Raw genomic sequence first — 14,956 nt, forward strand, 5'->3', positions numbered from 1 at the left:
ACTCACCGCTTCAGACCGCCTCGGCCACCAGGCGCTCGACAGCCTCGATGGCCTCGGGCACCGCGGCCGGGTTCTGGCCGCCGCCCTGGGCGACGTCCGGCTTGCCGCCGCCACCGCCGCCGAGCGTCTTGGCCGCCGTACGGACCAGGTCTCCGGCCTTGATGCCGCGTTCGCGGGCGGCCTCGTTGGTGGCGATGACGGTCACCGGGCGGCCGTTGGCGACCGAGAAGAGCGCCACCACGGCGGGGCGGCCGCCCTGGATCCGGCCGCGGACGTCGAGGACGAGCTTGCGCAGGTCGTCGGCGGAGGTGCCGTCCGGGACCTGGCCGGAGGCCAGCGCCACGCCACGCACGTCCTTGGCGCCCTCGGCGAGCCCGGCGGCGGCCTGGAGCACCTTCTCGGCGCGGAACTTCTCGATCTCCTTCTCGGCGTCCTTCAGCTTGCCGAGCATCGCGGAGACCTTCTCCGGCAGCTCCTCCGGGCGGCCCTTGAGCAGCTCCTGGAGCTGGGCGACGACCGTGTGCTCCTTGGCGAGGAAGCCGTACGCGTCGACCCCGACCAGGGCCTCGATACGGCGCACGCCCGAGCCGATGGAGGACTCGCCGAGCAGCTTCACCAGGCCCAGCTGGGCGGTGTTGTGCACATGCGTACCGCCGCAGAGCTCCTTGGAGAAGTCACCGATGGTGACGACCCGCACCCGGTCGCCGTACTTCTCGCCGAACTCGGCGATGGCGCCCTGCTTCTTGGCCTCGTCGAGGCTCATGACCTCGGCCTGGACGTCCAGGTCGCGGGCGAGCACCTCGTTGATCTTCTGCTCGACGTCGGTCATGACCGTCTGCGGTACGGCGGACGGGGAGCCGAAGTCGAAGCGGAAGCGGCCGGGCTGGTTCTCCGAACCGGCCTGGGCGGCGGTCGGGCCGAGAGCGTCGCGCAGCGCCTGGTGCGTGAGGTGGGTGGCCGAGTGGGCGCGGGCGATGGCCTTGCGGCGGCGCACGTCGATCGAGGCGTGCGCGGCGGCGCCCACGGTGACCTCGCCGACCTGGACGACGCCCTTGTGCACGTACACGCCCGGGACCGGCTTCTGGCAGTCGCGGACCTCGACGACGGCTCCGGAGTCCAGCCTGATCCGGCCGGTGTCGCCGATCTGGCCGCCGCCCTCGGCGTAGAACGGGGTGCGGTCGAGGACGATCTCGACCTCGTCGCCCTCGGAGGCCGCGGGCGCGGACCCGCCGTTGACGAGGATGCCCACGACGCGGGACTCGCCCTCGGTCCGGGCGTAGCCGATGAAGTCGGTCGCGCCGGAGGCGTCGGCGATCTCGCGGTAGGCGCCGAGGTCGGCGTGGCCGGTCTTCTTGGCCAGGGAGTCGGCCTTGGCGCGCTCGCGCTGCTCCGTCATCAGCCGGCGGAAGCCCGACTCGTCCACCGACAGGCCCTGCTCGGCGGCCATTTCGAGGGTGAGGTCGATCGGGAAGCCCCAGGTGTCGTGGAGCAGGAAGGCCTTGTCGCCGGCGAGGACCGTGCCACCGGCGGCCTTGGTCTCCGTGACCGCGGTGTCGAGGATGGTGGTGCCGGCCTTGAGCGTCTTGAGGAAGGCGGCCTCCTCGGCGAGGGCGACCGTCTCGATGCGGCTGCGGTCCGCCAGCAGTTCGGGGTACTGCTGGCCCATGGTCCGGATGACCACGTCGAGCAGCTCGCCGACGACCGGGCCGGTGGCGCCGAGCAGCCGCATGTTGCGGATGGCGCGGCGCATGATGCGGCGCAGGACGTAGCCGCGGCCCTCGTTGCCGGGGGTGACGCCGTCGCCGATGAGCATCGTCGAGGTACGGAGGTGGTCGGCGACCACGCGCAGCGAGACGTCGGAGTCGGCGTCGGCGCCGTAGCGGACGCCGGTGAGCTCGGTGGCCTTGTCGATGACGACGCGGAGGGTGTCCGTCTCGTACATGTTCCGGACACCCTGGAGGATCATCGCCAGGCGCTCCAGGCCGAGGCCGGTGTCGATGTTCTTGCTGGGCAGCTCGCCGAGGATCTCGAAGTCCTCCTTGCCGGTGCCCGCACCGCGCTCGTACTGCATGAAGACCAGGTTCCAGATCTCCACGTACCGCTCGTCGTTGACGGCCGGGCCGCCCTCGACGCCGAACTCGGGGCCGCGGTCGTAGTTGATCTCGGAGCACGGGCCGCAGGGGCCCGGGACGCCCATGGACCAGTAGTTCTCCTTCTTGCCCAGGCGCTGGATGCGCTCCTTGGGCACGCCGACGACCTCGTGCCAGATGCGCTCGGCCTCGTCGTCGTCGAGGTAGACGGTGATCCACAGGCGCTCGGGGTCGAGGCCGTAGCCGCCGTCGTCCTGCGAGCTGGTCAGCAGCTCCCAGGCGTGCTTGATGGCGCCTTCCTTGAAGTAGTCGCCGAAGGAGAAGTTGCCGCACATCTGGAAGAACGTGCCGTGCCGGGTGGTCTTGCCGACCTCTTCGATGTCCGGTGTACGGACGCACTTCTGGACGCTGGTGGCCGTCTTGTAGGGCGGCTTGACCTCGCCGAGGAAGTACGGCTTGAAGGGGACCATGCCCGCGTTGACGAGCAGCAGCGTCGGGTCGTCCGCGATGAGCGACGCCGACGGCACGACGGTGTGCCCGCGCTCCTCGAAGAAGCGCAGCCAGCGGCGGCGGATTTCAGCCGACTCCATCAGTGGTCCTCTTTTCCAGTCGGTCCGGCCGGACCGTCCGATCCGGTCAGGCCGTTCGGTCCGGTTCTTCTCGTGCTTCGGTTCTGCGGTTCGAGCACCGCGCGGCGCGGCGCGGGCAGCCGGCGCACCTCGTCCGGCGCAGCCAGCCCGAGGGCGTCGTGCAGCTGCTCTTCACGGTCCGCCATTCCGGTCCGTACGTCCAATGCAAATTGGCGCAGCCGGTTGCCGGTCTCGACGGCCTTCTCCGCCGCCTGGGCGGCGAGGCTGTCGGGCTGCAGCTTGCGCAGCTTTTGGTGGACCTTGTTGGTGGCCCACACCCCGGCGGCGGCGCCGGTGGTGAACCAGAATGCGCGGCGGAACATCGCGGTGATCAGTCCTTGGAGCGGCGGTTGCGGCGCCCGCCGCGGCGGGCGCCGGGCAGGGTACGGCCGACGACGACGGTGTGCTTCGGCCCCGGTTCGCCCTTCTTGCCGATCGCGCGGCGCACGCCGTAGCCGAACGCGGCCACCTTGACCAGCGGTCCGCCGAAGGCGGAGGAGACGGTCGAGGAGAGCGCGGAGGCATTGGCGGTGACCTCCTGCACATCGGCGGCGATGGCGTCGACGCGGGCGAGCTGGGTGTGCGCGGAGCGGACCGTCGCGGAGGCGTCGGAGAGCAGCGGCACGGCCTGCTCGGACACCTCGGCCACCAGCTTCGTGGTCGCCTTCAGCGTCTGCGCGAGCCTCACCAGCACAAGGGCGAGGAACGATACGAGAATCGCCCAGAAGACGGCCACGAGGATCCCGGCCACCTCTCCACCGGACACGATGGCACCTACCCCTTGACTGGTCTGGCTGCTCTGCTCTGATCTGCTCTCGTCCTGCTCGGACGGCAACCTTGACCTTATCGCGCCGTGACTGTCCGTCCGTACCCCGTTCCCGGTGCCGGCCTCATGCGCGGTGCGGGAGCGGCCCGGGGACGGCCGGTACGGGCACGAGCAGGCCCGCCGTCTCCCCACCGCGAACGGTGGGGAGACGGCGGGCCGGGGTGGTGCTGCGCCTGCTGGTGATCAGCGGGCGTAGTACTCGACGACGAGCTGCTCGTCGCAGATCACCGGGATCTCCTTGCGGTTCGGGTCCCGGTCGAGGCGGAACGCCAGAGCCTGCAGGTTGACCTCCAGGTAGCGGGGGGTCTCGCCGTCGGGGGCGTAGCCGCCCTCACGCGCGACCTGGAAGGGGTGCTTCTCGCGGCTGCGCTCGCGGACCATCACGACATCGCCGGGACGGACGCGGAAGGACGGCTTGTCGACCTTGCGGTCGTTGACCGCGATGTGGCCGTGGACGACCATCTGGCGGGCCTGGTAGATGGTCCGGGCGATGCCCGAACGCAGGACGAGCGCGTCCAGACGGCGCTCAAGCTCGACGATCAGGGCCTCGCCCGTCTTGCCTTCGACCTTCCGAGCGCGGTCGTAGGCACGGGCCATCTGGCGCTCGCTGATGTCGTACTGAGCGCGCAGACGCTGCTTCTCCAGCAGACGGACCTTGTAGTCACTGTTCTGCTTGCGGCCACGGCCGTGCTCGCCGGGCGGGTAGGGGCGGGCCTCGAAGTACTTGACGGCCTTGGGCGTCAGCGCGATGCCGAGCGCACGGGACTTCTTGACCTTGGGGCGCGACTGGTTCACGTGGAACGTTCCTCCATGTAAGTTAGGTGAGGCTTACCTTAGCGCGAGGAGAACGCATGTTTCGACCTGGGATCCCCCTGCCCGGTGCTGGTCAGAGCACCGAAGCGGGTCAGCCGCGTCCCAAGGAAAACGCCCAGCGGCCCAGTGCCGCCGAGCGCGTACGAACCCTCGTCGAGTCCCATGGTATGGCGTCCCTGAACCTGCCCGGAATCGAGGACCCCGACGAGACGGGGCTCTCGGCACCCGTCTGCCGGACCGTCACACCCGACGGAGACGTGCTGTTGCTGGTTCCTGGGGACTCCGCGGCCGCCCGGGCGGCCGCCTACGCCCAGGATGACGACCTCACCGCCGTGATGGAAATCACGGACGTCGCGCCGGTTTCGGTGCCCCATCGCATCCGCGGACGGGCCTGGGTGGCCGGCTGGCTGACCCCCGTACGCAACGAGCAGCGCGCCCAGGCGGCGATGCTGCTCGCCGAGCGGCACCCCGTGGGCGAGCTGCTCGGCATCGGCGAGGCGCTCCAGCCGGAGCCGGGCACCGGGCCGTGCGGGCGGGCCGCCTGGATGATGCTGCGCCTGGAGGTCGGCGAGGGCGCGGTCGACGACCTGTGGGGCGCCGAGGCCGTCGAGCCGGACGCCTTCGCCGCCGCGGCCCCCGACCCGCTGGTGGCCCACGAGGCGGAGCTGCTCCAGCATCTGGACGCGGCGCACAGCGAGCAGGTGCGCGGGCTGTGCGCCCTGCTGGGCGAGCGCGGTCGGCTCTGCGGGCTGCGCGACCGCGCCGTGCCGGTGGCCCTGGACCGCTTCGGCCTGCGCGTGCGCTTCGTCCCGGGGTCCGGGGAGCGTGCCCCGGGAGACCACGGCACCGACGCCCGCAGACAGACCTTCGACGCCCGCTTCGACTTCCCCGAGCCCGTGGGGGACGTGGCGGAGCTGCGGCGGGCGATGCATGTGCTGTTCGAGGCGGCGGACGGCTAGGGCCTGTCCGATGGGTCCGCGTGGGCCCGCTACTCCGCAGCGGCCTCGCCGGAGGCGCCGCGCAGCCGGGCGCGCACCCGCTCGACGACCTCGGCGTACCTCGCCTCGGCGCCGTAGCGGGTGGGGGTGTAGTACTGCCTGCCGTGCAGCGCGTCCGGGGCGTACTGCTGGGCCGCGATGCCGCCGGGCAGGTCGTGCGGATACAGATAGCCCTGGGCGTGGCCGAGCTTCTTGGCTCCCTGGTAGTGGCCGTCGCGCAGATGCGGCGGGACCGGTCCGGCGAGCCCCTTGCGGACGTCCTCCAGCGCGGCGCCGATGGCCGTGGTGGCGGAGTTGGACTTGGGCGCGAGGGCCAGCGCGATGGTGGCGTGGCTGAGGGTGAGGGCCGCCTCCGGGAAGCCGATCAGCGCGACGGCCTGGGCAGCCGCCACCGCCGTCGGCAGGGCCGTCGGATCGGCCAGGCCGATGTCCTCGCTCGCCGAGATCATCAGCCGGCGGGCGATGAACCTCGGATCCTCCCCCGCCTCGATCATGCGCGCGAGGTAGTGCAGCGCGGCATCGACGTCCGAGCCGCGGATGGACTTGATCAGCGCGCTGGCGACGTCGTAGTGCTGGTCGCCGCTGCGGTCGTACTTCACCGCGGCCCGGTCGACGGACTCCTCCAGCGTCGCCAGGGTGATCTCCTTCTCCCCCTTGGCTATCGCCGACCCGGCCCCGGCCTCCAGGGCCGTGAGCGCGCGCCGGGCGTCACCGCCGGCGATCCGGAGCAGATGCGCCTCGGCGTCCTCGGGGAGGGTGACCGCCCCGGCCAGCCCGCGGGCGTCCGTGAGCGCACGGCGCAGCAGACCGCGCAGGTCGTCGTCCGTGAGCGGTTCGAGGGTGAGCAGCAGTGAGCGGGAGAGCAGCGGGGAGATCACCGAGAAGTACGGGTTCTCGGTCGTCGCGGCGATCAGGGTGACCCAGCGGTTCTCCACGGCGGGCAGCAGGGAGTCCTGCTGCGCCTTGCTGAAGCGGTGGATCTCGTCGAGGAAGAGGACGGTCTCCTTGCCGAAGCCGCCGGAGGCCCGCCGGGCGCCGTCGATGACCGCGCGGACCTCTTTGACCCCGGCGGTGATCGCCGAGAGCTCGACGAAGCGCTTGTTCGTCGCCTGGCTGACGACGTACGCGAGGGTCGTCTTGCCGATGCCGGGCGGCCCCCACAGGAACACCGAGGACGGCCCCGCCGGCCCTCCCGCGCCCTCCCCCACCAGACGCCGCAGCGGCGAGCCGGGCTTGAGCAGATGCTGCTGGCCCACGACTTCGTCGAGGGTGCGCGGACGCATCCGCACGGCGAGCGGGGACCCCACGGGGTCCTTCTCCTGGCGGTCTTCGGCAGCGGCGGTGAACAGGTCGGGTTCCACGATCACGAGCCTATGCCACCCCACTGACAACGCCCCCGGCCACCGCGGTGACCAGGGGCGTCGGAAGACCTCGGGAGTCCGGCCGCCGGGCGGCGGTGCCGGGCCTCCGGACCGCACGGGGCCTCAGAGCAGCGTGCTCCAGTACGTCGACCACCACCGGGTGAGGATCAGCAGCGCGATCACGCCGTACCAGAGCACCGGCACGACCCAGTGGAACTCCAGCACGGCCGTCCGCAGCCCCGCGGGGGACGGGATGATGCCGTGCTTGATGTTGTGCACGGTGGTGTACCAGAACATCAGGATCGTGACGCACCAGGTCAGCGTGCACCACAGGCACAGCGCGTTGATCTCGTACAGCGACTGGCTCATCAGCCACATGCAGAACACCGAGGCGAGGCCGGTGCCGATGTTCAGCCCGATCCAGTACCAGCCGCGGAATCGGGCACCCGCCAGCAGGGCGACACCGATCGCGATGACCACGCCGAAGCCGACCAGCCCCGCCATCGGATTGGGGAAGCCGAAGACCTCCGCCTGCTTGCTCTGCATGACGCTGCCGCAGGAGATGATCGGGTTGAAGCTGCAGGCCGGCTTGAAGTTCGGGTCCTTCAGCAGCTCGATCTTGTCCAGCGTGATGACCCAGGACGCCAGCGCGCCGAGCGCACCCGTGATCACCAGGAGCAGAGCGAAGCCGCGGCCCGCGCCGATGGTGCCCGCGCCGCCCGCCTGCTCGTCATCGAGGGACACGTCGTCAACCGCTGTCGTCGTCATGAGCCGTTCCGTCGGTCGGTGGGAGATGAAGCCGGGCGCGCCCGCGGGATGGCGAGCGCGCCCTTCATTGTGCCCCAACTCCCCGTCCGGCCTCCGTTCGCTGCGCATAAGGACAGGCGACCGAAGCGGGGGAATCCCCGTGCCGCCCGTTGACGGCGGCCCTCAGCCCAGCCGCCGCCGGACCTCGTCGGCGACCGCGTCCACCGCGACCGGGGTCTGTTCGCCGCTCTCCAGGTCCTTGACCTGGACGACGCCCTCGGCCAGGTCCCGCTCACCGGCCACCACGGCGAGCCGCGCACCGGAGCGGTTGGCGGACTTCATGGCGTTCTTCAGCCCCTTGCCGCCGTAGGCGAAGTCGGTGGCGACACCGGACCGGCGCAGCTCGGTGACCACGCCGAACAGCACCCGGCGGGCCTCCTCGCCCAGCGGGACCGCGTACACGGCGGTGGTGGCCGGCAGGTCGAGCGTGATGCCCTCCGCCTCCAGCGCCAGCACCGTGCGGTCGACGCCCAGCGCCCAGCCCACGGACGGCAGCGCGGGGCCGCCGATCATCTCCGAGAGGCCGTCGTAGCGGCCGCCGCCGCCCACCGCGGACTGCGAGCCGAGACCGTCGTGGACGAACTCGAAGGTGGTGCGGGTGTAGTAGTCCAGGCCGCGGACCAGCTTCTCGTCGTCCTCGAAGGCCACGCCCGCCGCGGTCAGCAGCTCGCGCACCTGCTCGTGGTACGCCTTGCAGGCCTCGCAGAGGTAGTCGCGCAGCTTCGGCGCGCCGATGAGCTGCTCCTGGACCGACTCGCGCTTGTCGTCCAGGACCCGCAGCGGGTTGATCTCGATCCGGCGGCGGGTGTCCTCGTCCAGCTCCAGCCCGCGCAGGAAGTCCTGGAGCGCGGCCCGGTAGACGGGGCGGCACTCCTTGTCGCCCAGGGAGTTCAGCAGGATGCGGAAGTCGCTGAGCCCCAGCGAGCGGTAGGCCTGGTCGGCCAGGATGATCAGCTCGGCGTCCAGCGCCGGGTCCTCGGAGCCGATGGCCTCGGCGCCCACCTGGGAGAAGTGGCGGTAGCGGCCCTTCTGCGGACGCTCGTAGCGGTAGTACGAGCCCGAGTACCAGAGCTTGACCGGGAGGTTGCCGGCCTTGTGGAGGTTGGCCTCCAGTGCGGCGCGCAGGACGGACGCGGTGCCCTCGGGGCGCAGCGCCAGCCGGTCGCCGCCCTTGGTCTCGAAGGCGTACATCTCCTTGGTCACGATGTCGGTGGACTCACCGACACCGCGCGCGAACAGCTCGACGTTCTCGAAGCCGGGCGTCTCGATGTAGCCGTACCCGGAGTTCTTCAGCGGCGCGGCGATCGCCTCGCGCACCGCGAGGTAGGTGGCCGACTGCGGCGGGGTCAGGTCGTACGTGCCCTTGGGGGCCTTGAAGGTGCTCACGGAAGCTTCTCGTCACATTCCTCGTCGTGGAGCGGCACTGAAGCCGTCTCCGAGGCCGGCGGCCACCTCCCGCAGGAAGGGGTTGGTGGCGCGCTCGCGGCCGATGGTGGTCTGGGGGCCGTGGCCGGAGAGGACCACGGTCGAGTCGTCCAGCGGGAGGCATACGCGCTCCAGCGACCGGAGGATCTCGGCGTGGTCACCGCCGGGCAGGTCGGTGCGTCCGATGGAGCCGGCGAACAGCAGGTCGCCCGAGAAGAAAACGGGCGGAATGTCCGCCTGCTCGGGCATCCGGAACGTCACCGACCCCTTGGTATGGCCCGGTGCGTGCGCGACGGAGAACTCCATCCCGGCGAGTTCCAGGGCGGTGCCGTCGCTCAGCTCCTTGACGTCGTCCGGCTCCCCCACCGTCAGTTCGCCCATGAGCTGCTGCCCGATGGAGCGGCCGAGGGCCCGCTCCGGGTCGCTCATCATGTAGCGGTCCTCGGGGTGGATCCAGGCCGGTACGTCGTGTGCGCCGCACACCGGCACGACCGAGGCGACATGGTCGATATGACCATGTGTGAGGACGACCGCGACGGGCTTGAGCCGATGCTTCCTGACCGCGTCCTCGACTCCCTGGGCCGCCTGGTGGCCCGGGTCGATGATGACGCACTCCTCGCCGGCGGCGGGGGCAACCAGGTAGCAGTTGGTGCCCCAGGCCCCGGCGGGGAACCCGGCAATCAGCACGTTCGTCCTTAAAGGTCGGTGTGGAGGGTCGGTCCGCGGGACCGCTCCCGGACATCGCAGCAGCTCCAGAGCCTACCGGCGGGACTCCCCGCAGGGCGAACCCGTATCGGGTGACCGTATACGGTACGCCCACGGTGACAGCGACGGACGAACGGACGATCGGACAAGGAGACGACCGGTGGTCAGCAAGGATCAGCGGCGGCGGCAGCTCGCCCGGCAGAAGTTCGAACGGCAGCGGCAGCGGCGGGCCGAGACGCGGCGCAAGGCCAAGCGCCGCAACGTGATCATCGCGTCCGCGGTCGCCGTCGCCCTGGCCGCCGGCGCCGCCGCCTACGCCGGCATCGGGCTCGCCGGCGGCGGTGACGGCGACGAGCGGACCGACGCGCGCAAGGTGACGGACCCCTGCGGCAAGCCCGCGCCGGGCAGCCCGTCGAAGAAGACCTGGAAGAAGGAGCCGGCGATGGCGGTCGACACCAAGGCCTCCTACTCCGCCACGCTGAGCACGACCTGCGGCACGATCGGCCTGAAGCTGGACGCGGCGAAGGCGCCGCGCACGGTCAACTCCTTCGCCTTCCTGGCCGACCAGGGCTACTTCGACCACAGCAGGTGCCACCGTCTGGTGGACCAGGGCATCCATGTCCTTCAGTGCGGCGACCCGACGGCCACCGGCAGCGGGACGCCCGGCTACACGATCCCGGACGAGAACCTCAAGGACCCGCGCCTCAAGGGCAACGTCTACCCGGCGGGCACCGTCGCGATGGCCAACAGGTACGACGGCAGCGACGACAAGACCCGCGACACCGGCGGCAGTCAGTTCTTCCTCGTCTTCGAGGACAGCGAGCTGCCCCCGAACTACACGCCGTTCGGCACCATCACCAGCGGGATGGACGTACTGCGCAAGATCGCCGACGCCGGTGCCGCACCGCCGGACCCGCGGACCCGCAACACCCCGCCGAACGCCACCGTCGTGATCGACAAGGCGGCCGTGAAGAAGTCCTGACCTGCCCGGCACGCGGGGCCGGCGGTGTTCGCCCCCGCGTGCGAACCGCGGAATTTCGGTCGTGCTGGATGCGGACAGCCGACCCGCCGGTCGCCTAGATTGGCGTTGTGTAGGGTGCCTGATCCGACGGCTGCCACCCTCACCCGCATAACGGCATAACGGCCCGTCGGACCGGCCAGGGCGCGGCCCTGCCGGACAGAAACTGTGGACGATGCCGGGGGGCCGCACGCCCTCGTCGGCATCATGTGGAGGAGGCGCTGTGAGCAGCGACCCATGGGGCCGCGTCGACGAGACGGGGACCGTGTACGTGCGTACCGCCGACGGCGAGCAGGTCGTCGGATCGTGGCAGGCGGGAACTCCCGAGGAGGCCCTCGCCTACTTCGAGCGCAAGTATGAGGGCCTGGTCGTCGAGATCGGCCTCCTCGAGCGCCGGGTCAGGACCACCGACCTGTCGACGAAGGACGCCACGACCGCGATCGACCATCTGCGCCAGCAGGTCGACGAGCACCACGCGGTCGGCGACCTGGACGCCCTGAGGAAGCGGCTGGACGCGCTCGTCGCGACCGTCGAGGCACGCCGCGAGGAACGCAGGGCGCAGAAGGCCAAGCAGGCCGACCAGGCCCGGCAGGCCAAGGAGAAGCTGGTCGCCGAGGCCGAGGAGCTGGCGGCCAGTGAGCAGTGGCGGGCGGCCGGCGAACGGCTGCGGTCCCTGGTCGACACCTGGAAGGGCCTGCCGCGGCTGGACCGCAAGACGGACGACGAGCTGTGGCACCGCTTCTCGCACGCCCGCTCGGCGTTCTCCAAGCGGCGCAAGGCGCACTTCGCGTCGCTGGACGCCCAGCGCGAGGAGTCCCGTAAGGCCAAGGAGAAGCTGGTCGCCGAGGCCGAGTCGCTGTCGCGCTCGACGGACTGGGGTGCCACCGCGGCGCGCTACCGCGAGCTGATGGCGGACTGGAAGGCCGCGGGCCGCGCCCAGCGCGAGCACGAGGACGACCTGTGGAACCGCTTCCGCGGCGCCCAGGACGTCTTCTTCCAGGCGCGCGGCGAGGTCTTCGCGGAGCGCGACGCCGAGCAGCGGGAGAACCTGACCCGTAAGGAGGAGCTGGTCATCGAGGCCGAGAAGCTCCTCCCGGTCACGGACCTGAAGGCCGCACGGGCCGCGTTCCGGTCGGTCAACGAGCGGTGGGAGGCCATCGGCCACGTCCCGCGGGACGCCCGCCCCAAGATCGAGGGCCGGATGCACGCCGTCGAGCGCGCCATCCAGGAGGCCGAGGAGGCCGAGTGGCGGCGTACCAACCCTGAGGCGCGGGCCCGCGCCGCGGGGCTGACCGGCCAGCTCCAGGACGCCGTCGACAAGCTGCAGAAGCAGATCGACGCGGCCCGGGCGGCCGGCAACGACGCCAAGGCCGACAAGCTCGGCCGCGAGCTGGAGGGCCGCAAGGCGCTGCTGGACCAGGCGCTGAAGGGCCTGGAGGAGTTCGGCGGCTGAGAAGTGTGAGGGGCCCGGTACGGGGGGATCCGTACCGGGCCCTTCGGCTGCCTGCTACGGCCTGCGCGCCGACGTGACCCGGTAGACGTCGTACACGCCCTCCACACCCCGCACCGCCTTCAGGACGTGCCCCAGATGCTTCGGGTCACCCATCTCGAAGGTGAAGCGGGAGGTGGCCACGCGGTCGCGGGAGGTCTGGACGGCGGCGGACAGGATGTTGACGTGCTGGTCGGACAGGACCCGGGTGACATCCGACAGCAGCCGGGAGCGGTCCAGCGCCTCGACCTGGATGGCGACCAGGAACACCGAGGACTGGGTGGGTGCCCACTCGACGTCCAGGATCCGCTCCGGCTGCCGGGACAGCGAGTCGACGTTGACGCAGTCGGCGCGGTGCACCGAGACACCGCTGCCGCGGGTGACGAAGCCGATGATCGGGTCCCCCGGCACCGGCGTACAGCAGCGGGCGAGCTTGACCCAGACGTCGTCGACGCCCTTGACGACCACACCGGGGTCCGCGCTGGAGCGGCGCTTGGAGCGCGGCCGGATCGGGGTGGACTCGGCGATGTCCTCGGTGGCCTCGTCCTGGCCGCCGAGCGCCTGCACCAGCTTCTGGACGACGCCCTGCGCCGCGACATGGCCCTCGCCGATGGCCGCGTAGAGGGAGGAGATGTCGGGGTAGCGCATCTCGTGCGCCAGCGTCACCAGGGAGTCGCCGGTCAGGATCCGCTGGATCGGCAGGTTCTGCTTGCGCATCGCCCGGGCGATGGCGTCCTTGCCCTGCTCGATCGCCTCGTCGCGGCGCTCCTTGGAGAACCAGCCGCGGATCTTGTTGCGGGCGCGGGGGGACTTGACGAAGCCGAGCCAGTCGCGGGACGGTCCGGCGCCCGGCGCCTTGGAGGTGAAGACCTCCACCAGGTCGCCGTTGTCCAGGGTCGATTCGAGCGGTACGAGACGTCCGTTGACCCGGGCCCCTATCGTGCGGTGGCCGACCTCGGTGTGCACCGCGTACGCGAAGTCGACGGGGGTGGCGCCGGCCGGCAGCGCTATCACATCGCCCTTCGGCGTGAAGACGAAGACCTCGTTGCGGGACAGGTCGAAGCGGAGCGACTCCAGGAACTCGCCCGGGTCCTCGGTCTCCTTCTGCCAGTCGAGCAGCTGCCGCAGCCAGGCCATGTCGTTGACGGCGGCGCTGTCCTTGCCGGCCTTCCCGGCGGCGCTCTTCGGCACGTCCGTACGGATCTTGGAGGCGCCGGCCACCGCTTCCTGCTTGTACTTCCAGTGGGCGGCGATGCCGTACTCGGCCCGGCGGTGCATGTCGAAGGTGCGGATCTGGAGTTCCACCGGCTTGCCGTTGGGCCCGATGACCGTCGTGTGCAGCGACTGGTACATGTTGAACTTCGGCATCGCGATGTAGTCCTTGAACCGGCCGGGGACCGGGTTCCACCGCGCGTGGATGGTGCCGAGGGCGGCGTAGCAGTCGCGGACCGTGTCGACCAGGACGCGGATGCCCACCAGGTCGTAGATCTCGGCGAAGTCGCGGCCGCGCACGATCATCTTCTGGTAGACGCTGTAGTAGTGCTTGGGGCGGCCGGTGACGGTGGCCTTGATCCGGGCGGCGCGCAGATCGGCCTGGACCTCGTCGGTCACTATCGCCAGGTACTCGTCCCGTTTGGGCGCCCGCTCGGCGACCAGCCGCACGATCTCGTCGTACATCTTGGGGTAGAGGATCGCGAAGGCGAGGTCCTCCAGCTCCCACTTGATGGTGTTCATGCCCAGCCGGTGGGCGAGCGGGGCGTAGATCTCCAGCGTCTCGCGGGCCTTCTTCTCCTGCTTCTCCCGCTTGAGGTAGCGCATGGTGCGCATGTTGTGCAGGCGGTCGGCGAGCTTGATGACCAGCACCCGCGGGTCCTTGGCCATGGCGACGACCATCTTGCGGACCGTCTCGGCCTGCGCGGCCTCGCCGAACTTGACCTTGTCGAGTTTGGTGACGCCGTCGACGAGCAGCGCGACCTGGTCGCCGAAGTCGCGGCGCAGCTGCTCCAGGCCGTACTCGGTGTCCTCGACGGTGTCGTGCAGCAGCCCGGCCATCAGCGTGGCCGGGTCCATGCCCAACTCGGCGAGGATGGTGGTGACCGCGAGCGGGTGGGTGATGTACGGGTCGCCGCTCTTGCGCTTCTGGCCGCGGTGCCAGCGCTCGGCGACCTGGTAGGCCCGCTCGACCTGGCGCAGCGTCGCGGTCTCGATCTTGGGGTCGTTGCCGCGGACGGCCCGCAGCAGCGGCTCCAGGACCGGGTTGTACGGGCTGGAGCGCTGGACACCCAGCCGGGCGAGGCGGGCCCGTACCCGGTTGGGGGAGCCGGAGCGGCCGGCGGGGGCCGGCGGCAGCGGTCGGGGCGCGGCGGGCTGGTCGGCCTTGGCGGGCGGCTTGGGCGCGCGGGCCGGGGCGGCTGCGGGCGAGGGCGAGGAGGCGGCGGGCCCTGGCGCGGGCGCCGGACGGGAGCGGTCGCCGGCCGCCGGGGGCGCGGCGGGGGTCCTGGCCGGCGACGGGGAGGTGTCCGTCCGGTCGGACGCGCCGTTCCGCTCGGGCCCGGGCGCGGGCGAGGACGCCGTGTCCGCCGGCTTCGGCTGGTCCGGGCGCGCGGCATCGGACCCCGTCGGACGCAGTCCGGGGGAGAGCGGCTGGGCCTCGTCTGGCAAGAGCACTCCTCAAGCGGTTCCGGACCCCGGGACCTCGAACGGGTCGGGGTGCCATGGTATCGACCTTGGGGCCGCGGCTGCCGCGCGGCCATGGGCCGTACATGACACAGCAGCAGGGGCACCCGGATTGTTCC

At 71.2% G+C, this 14,956-nt stretch carries 12 protein-coding genes; 3 read left to right on the top strand and 9 right to left on the bottom strand.

Translation table 11 applies throughout. From position 1 onward, the window contains the following. Nucleotides 1-10: 10 nt before the first annotated feature. The 4 genes from alaS to rpsD all read right to left on the bottom strand — a co-directional run bounded on the left by alaS (nt 11) and on the right by rpsD (nt 4,340). Nucleotides 11-2,680, bottom strand: a complete 2,670-nt coding sequence (gene alaS, locus AZE13_RS06765) for an alanine--tRNA ligase (RefSeq protein ID WP_066927963.1) — start codon at nt 2,678-2,680, stop codon at nt 11-13. Beyond that, nucleotides 2,680-3,042 carry a DUF6167 family protein gene (locus tag AZE13_RS06770; RefSeq protein WP_066927965.1) on the bottom strand — a complete coding sequence of 121 codons (363 nt, stop codon included), beginning with the start codon at nt 3,040-3,042 and terminating at the stop codon, nt 2,680-2,682. Before AZE13_RS06770 ends, alaS begins: the two co-directional genes overlap by 1 nt. Nucleotides 3,043-3,050: 8 nt before the next feature. Then, on the bottom strand, nt 3,051-3,485 hold the full coding sequence (locus AZE13_RS06775; protein WP_181690269.1) for a DUF948 domain-containing protein: 435 nt from the start codon (nt 3,483-3,485) through the stop codon (nt 3,051-3,053). 243 nt (nt 3,486-3,728) lie between these two features. Then, nucleotides 3,729-4,340, bottom strand: a complete 612-nt coding sequence (gene rpsD / locus AZE13_RS06780; RefSeq protein ID WP_030278547.1) for a 30S ribosomal protein S4 — start codon at nt 4,338-4,340, stop codon at nt 3,729-3,731. A gap of 185 nt (nt 4,341-4,525) precedes the next feature. Here rpsD and AZE13_RS06785 point away from each other — a divergent pair, with 185 nt between their 5' ends. Continuing rightward, entirely contained in the window at nt 4,526-5,317 is a 792-nt protein-coding gene (locus AZE13_RS06785; RefSeq protein WP_066927969.1) for a DUF2470 domain-containing protein, read from the top strand. Between the two features lie 29 nt (nt 5,318-5,346). Here AZE13_RS06785 and AZE13_RS06790 read toward each other — a convergent pair whose 3' ends face one another. From AZE13_RS06790 to AZE13_RS06805, 4 genes are all read right to left on the bottom strand, one after another. Further along, a complete protein-coding gene (locus AZE13_RS06790; RefSeq protein ID WP_066928529.1) occupies nt 5,347-6,717 on the bottom strand; it encodes a replication-associated recombination protein A in 1,371 nt (456 codons plus the stop codon). 123 nt (nt 6,718-6,840) lie between these two features. Next, on the bottom strand, nt 6,841-7,485 hold the full coding sequence (locus AZE13_RS06795) for a vitamin K epoxide reductase family protein (protein WP_066927971.1): 645 nt from the start codon (nt 7,483-7,485) through the stop codon (nt 6,841-6,843). A 162-nt stretch (nt 7,486-7,647) separates the two neighbouring features. Further along, the gene (gene hisS / locus AZE13_RS06800; protein ID WP_066927973.1) at nt 7,648-8,910 is read right to left on the bottom strand and encodes a histidine--tRNA ligase; all 1,263 of its coding nucleotides are present in this window, start codon (nt 8,908-8,910) and stop codon (nt 7,648-7,650) included. Nucleotides 8,911-8,922: 12 nt separating this feature from the next. Beyond that, nucleotides 8,923-9,636, bottom strand: a complete 714-nt coding sequence (locus AZE13_RS06805; protein WP_066927976.1) for an MBL fold metallo-hydrolase — start codon at nt 9,634-9,636, stop codon at nt 8,923-8,925. 178 nt (nt 9,637-9,814) lie between these two features. Here AZE13_RS06805 and AZE13_RS06810 point away from each other — a divergent pair, with 178 nt between their 5' ends. Further along, nucleotides 9,815-10,636, top strand: coding sequence for a peptidylprolyl isomerase (locus tag AZE13_RS06810; RefSeq protein ID WP_066927978.1), 822 nt, complete (start codon nt 9,815-9,817; stop codon nt 10,634-10,636). Between the two features lie 259 nt (nt 10,637-10,895). Next, entirely contained in the window at nt 10,896-12,125 is a 1,230-nt protein-coding gene (locus tag AZE13_RS06815) for a DUF349 domain-containing protein (protein ID WP_066927980.1), read from the top strand. Between the two features lie 54 nt (nt 12,126-12,179). Here AZE13_RS06815 and AZE13_RS06820 read toward each other — a convergent pair whose 3' ends face one another. Next, nucleotides 12,180-14,822, bottom strand: coding sequence for a RelA/SpoT family protein (locus AZE13_RS06820; protein WP_066927981.1), 2,643 nt, complete (start codon nt 14,820-14,822; stop codon nt 12,180-12,182). Between the last annotated feature and the right edge of the window lie 134 nt (nt 14,823-14,956).

The organism is Streptomyces sp. NBRC 110611 (assembly GCF_001590865.1).
Classification (GTDB): Bacteria; Actinomycetota; Actinomycetes; order Streptomycetales; family Streptomycetaceae; genus Streptomyces.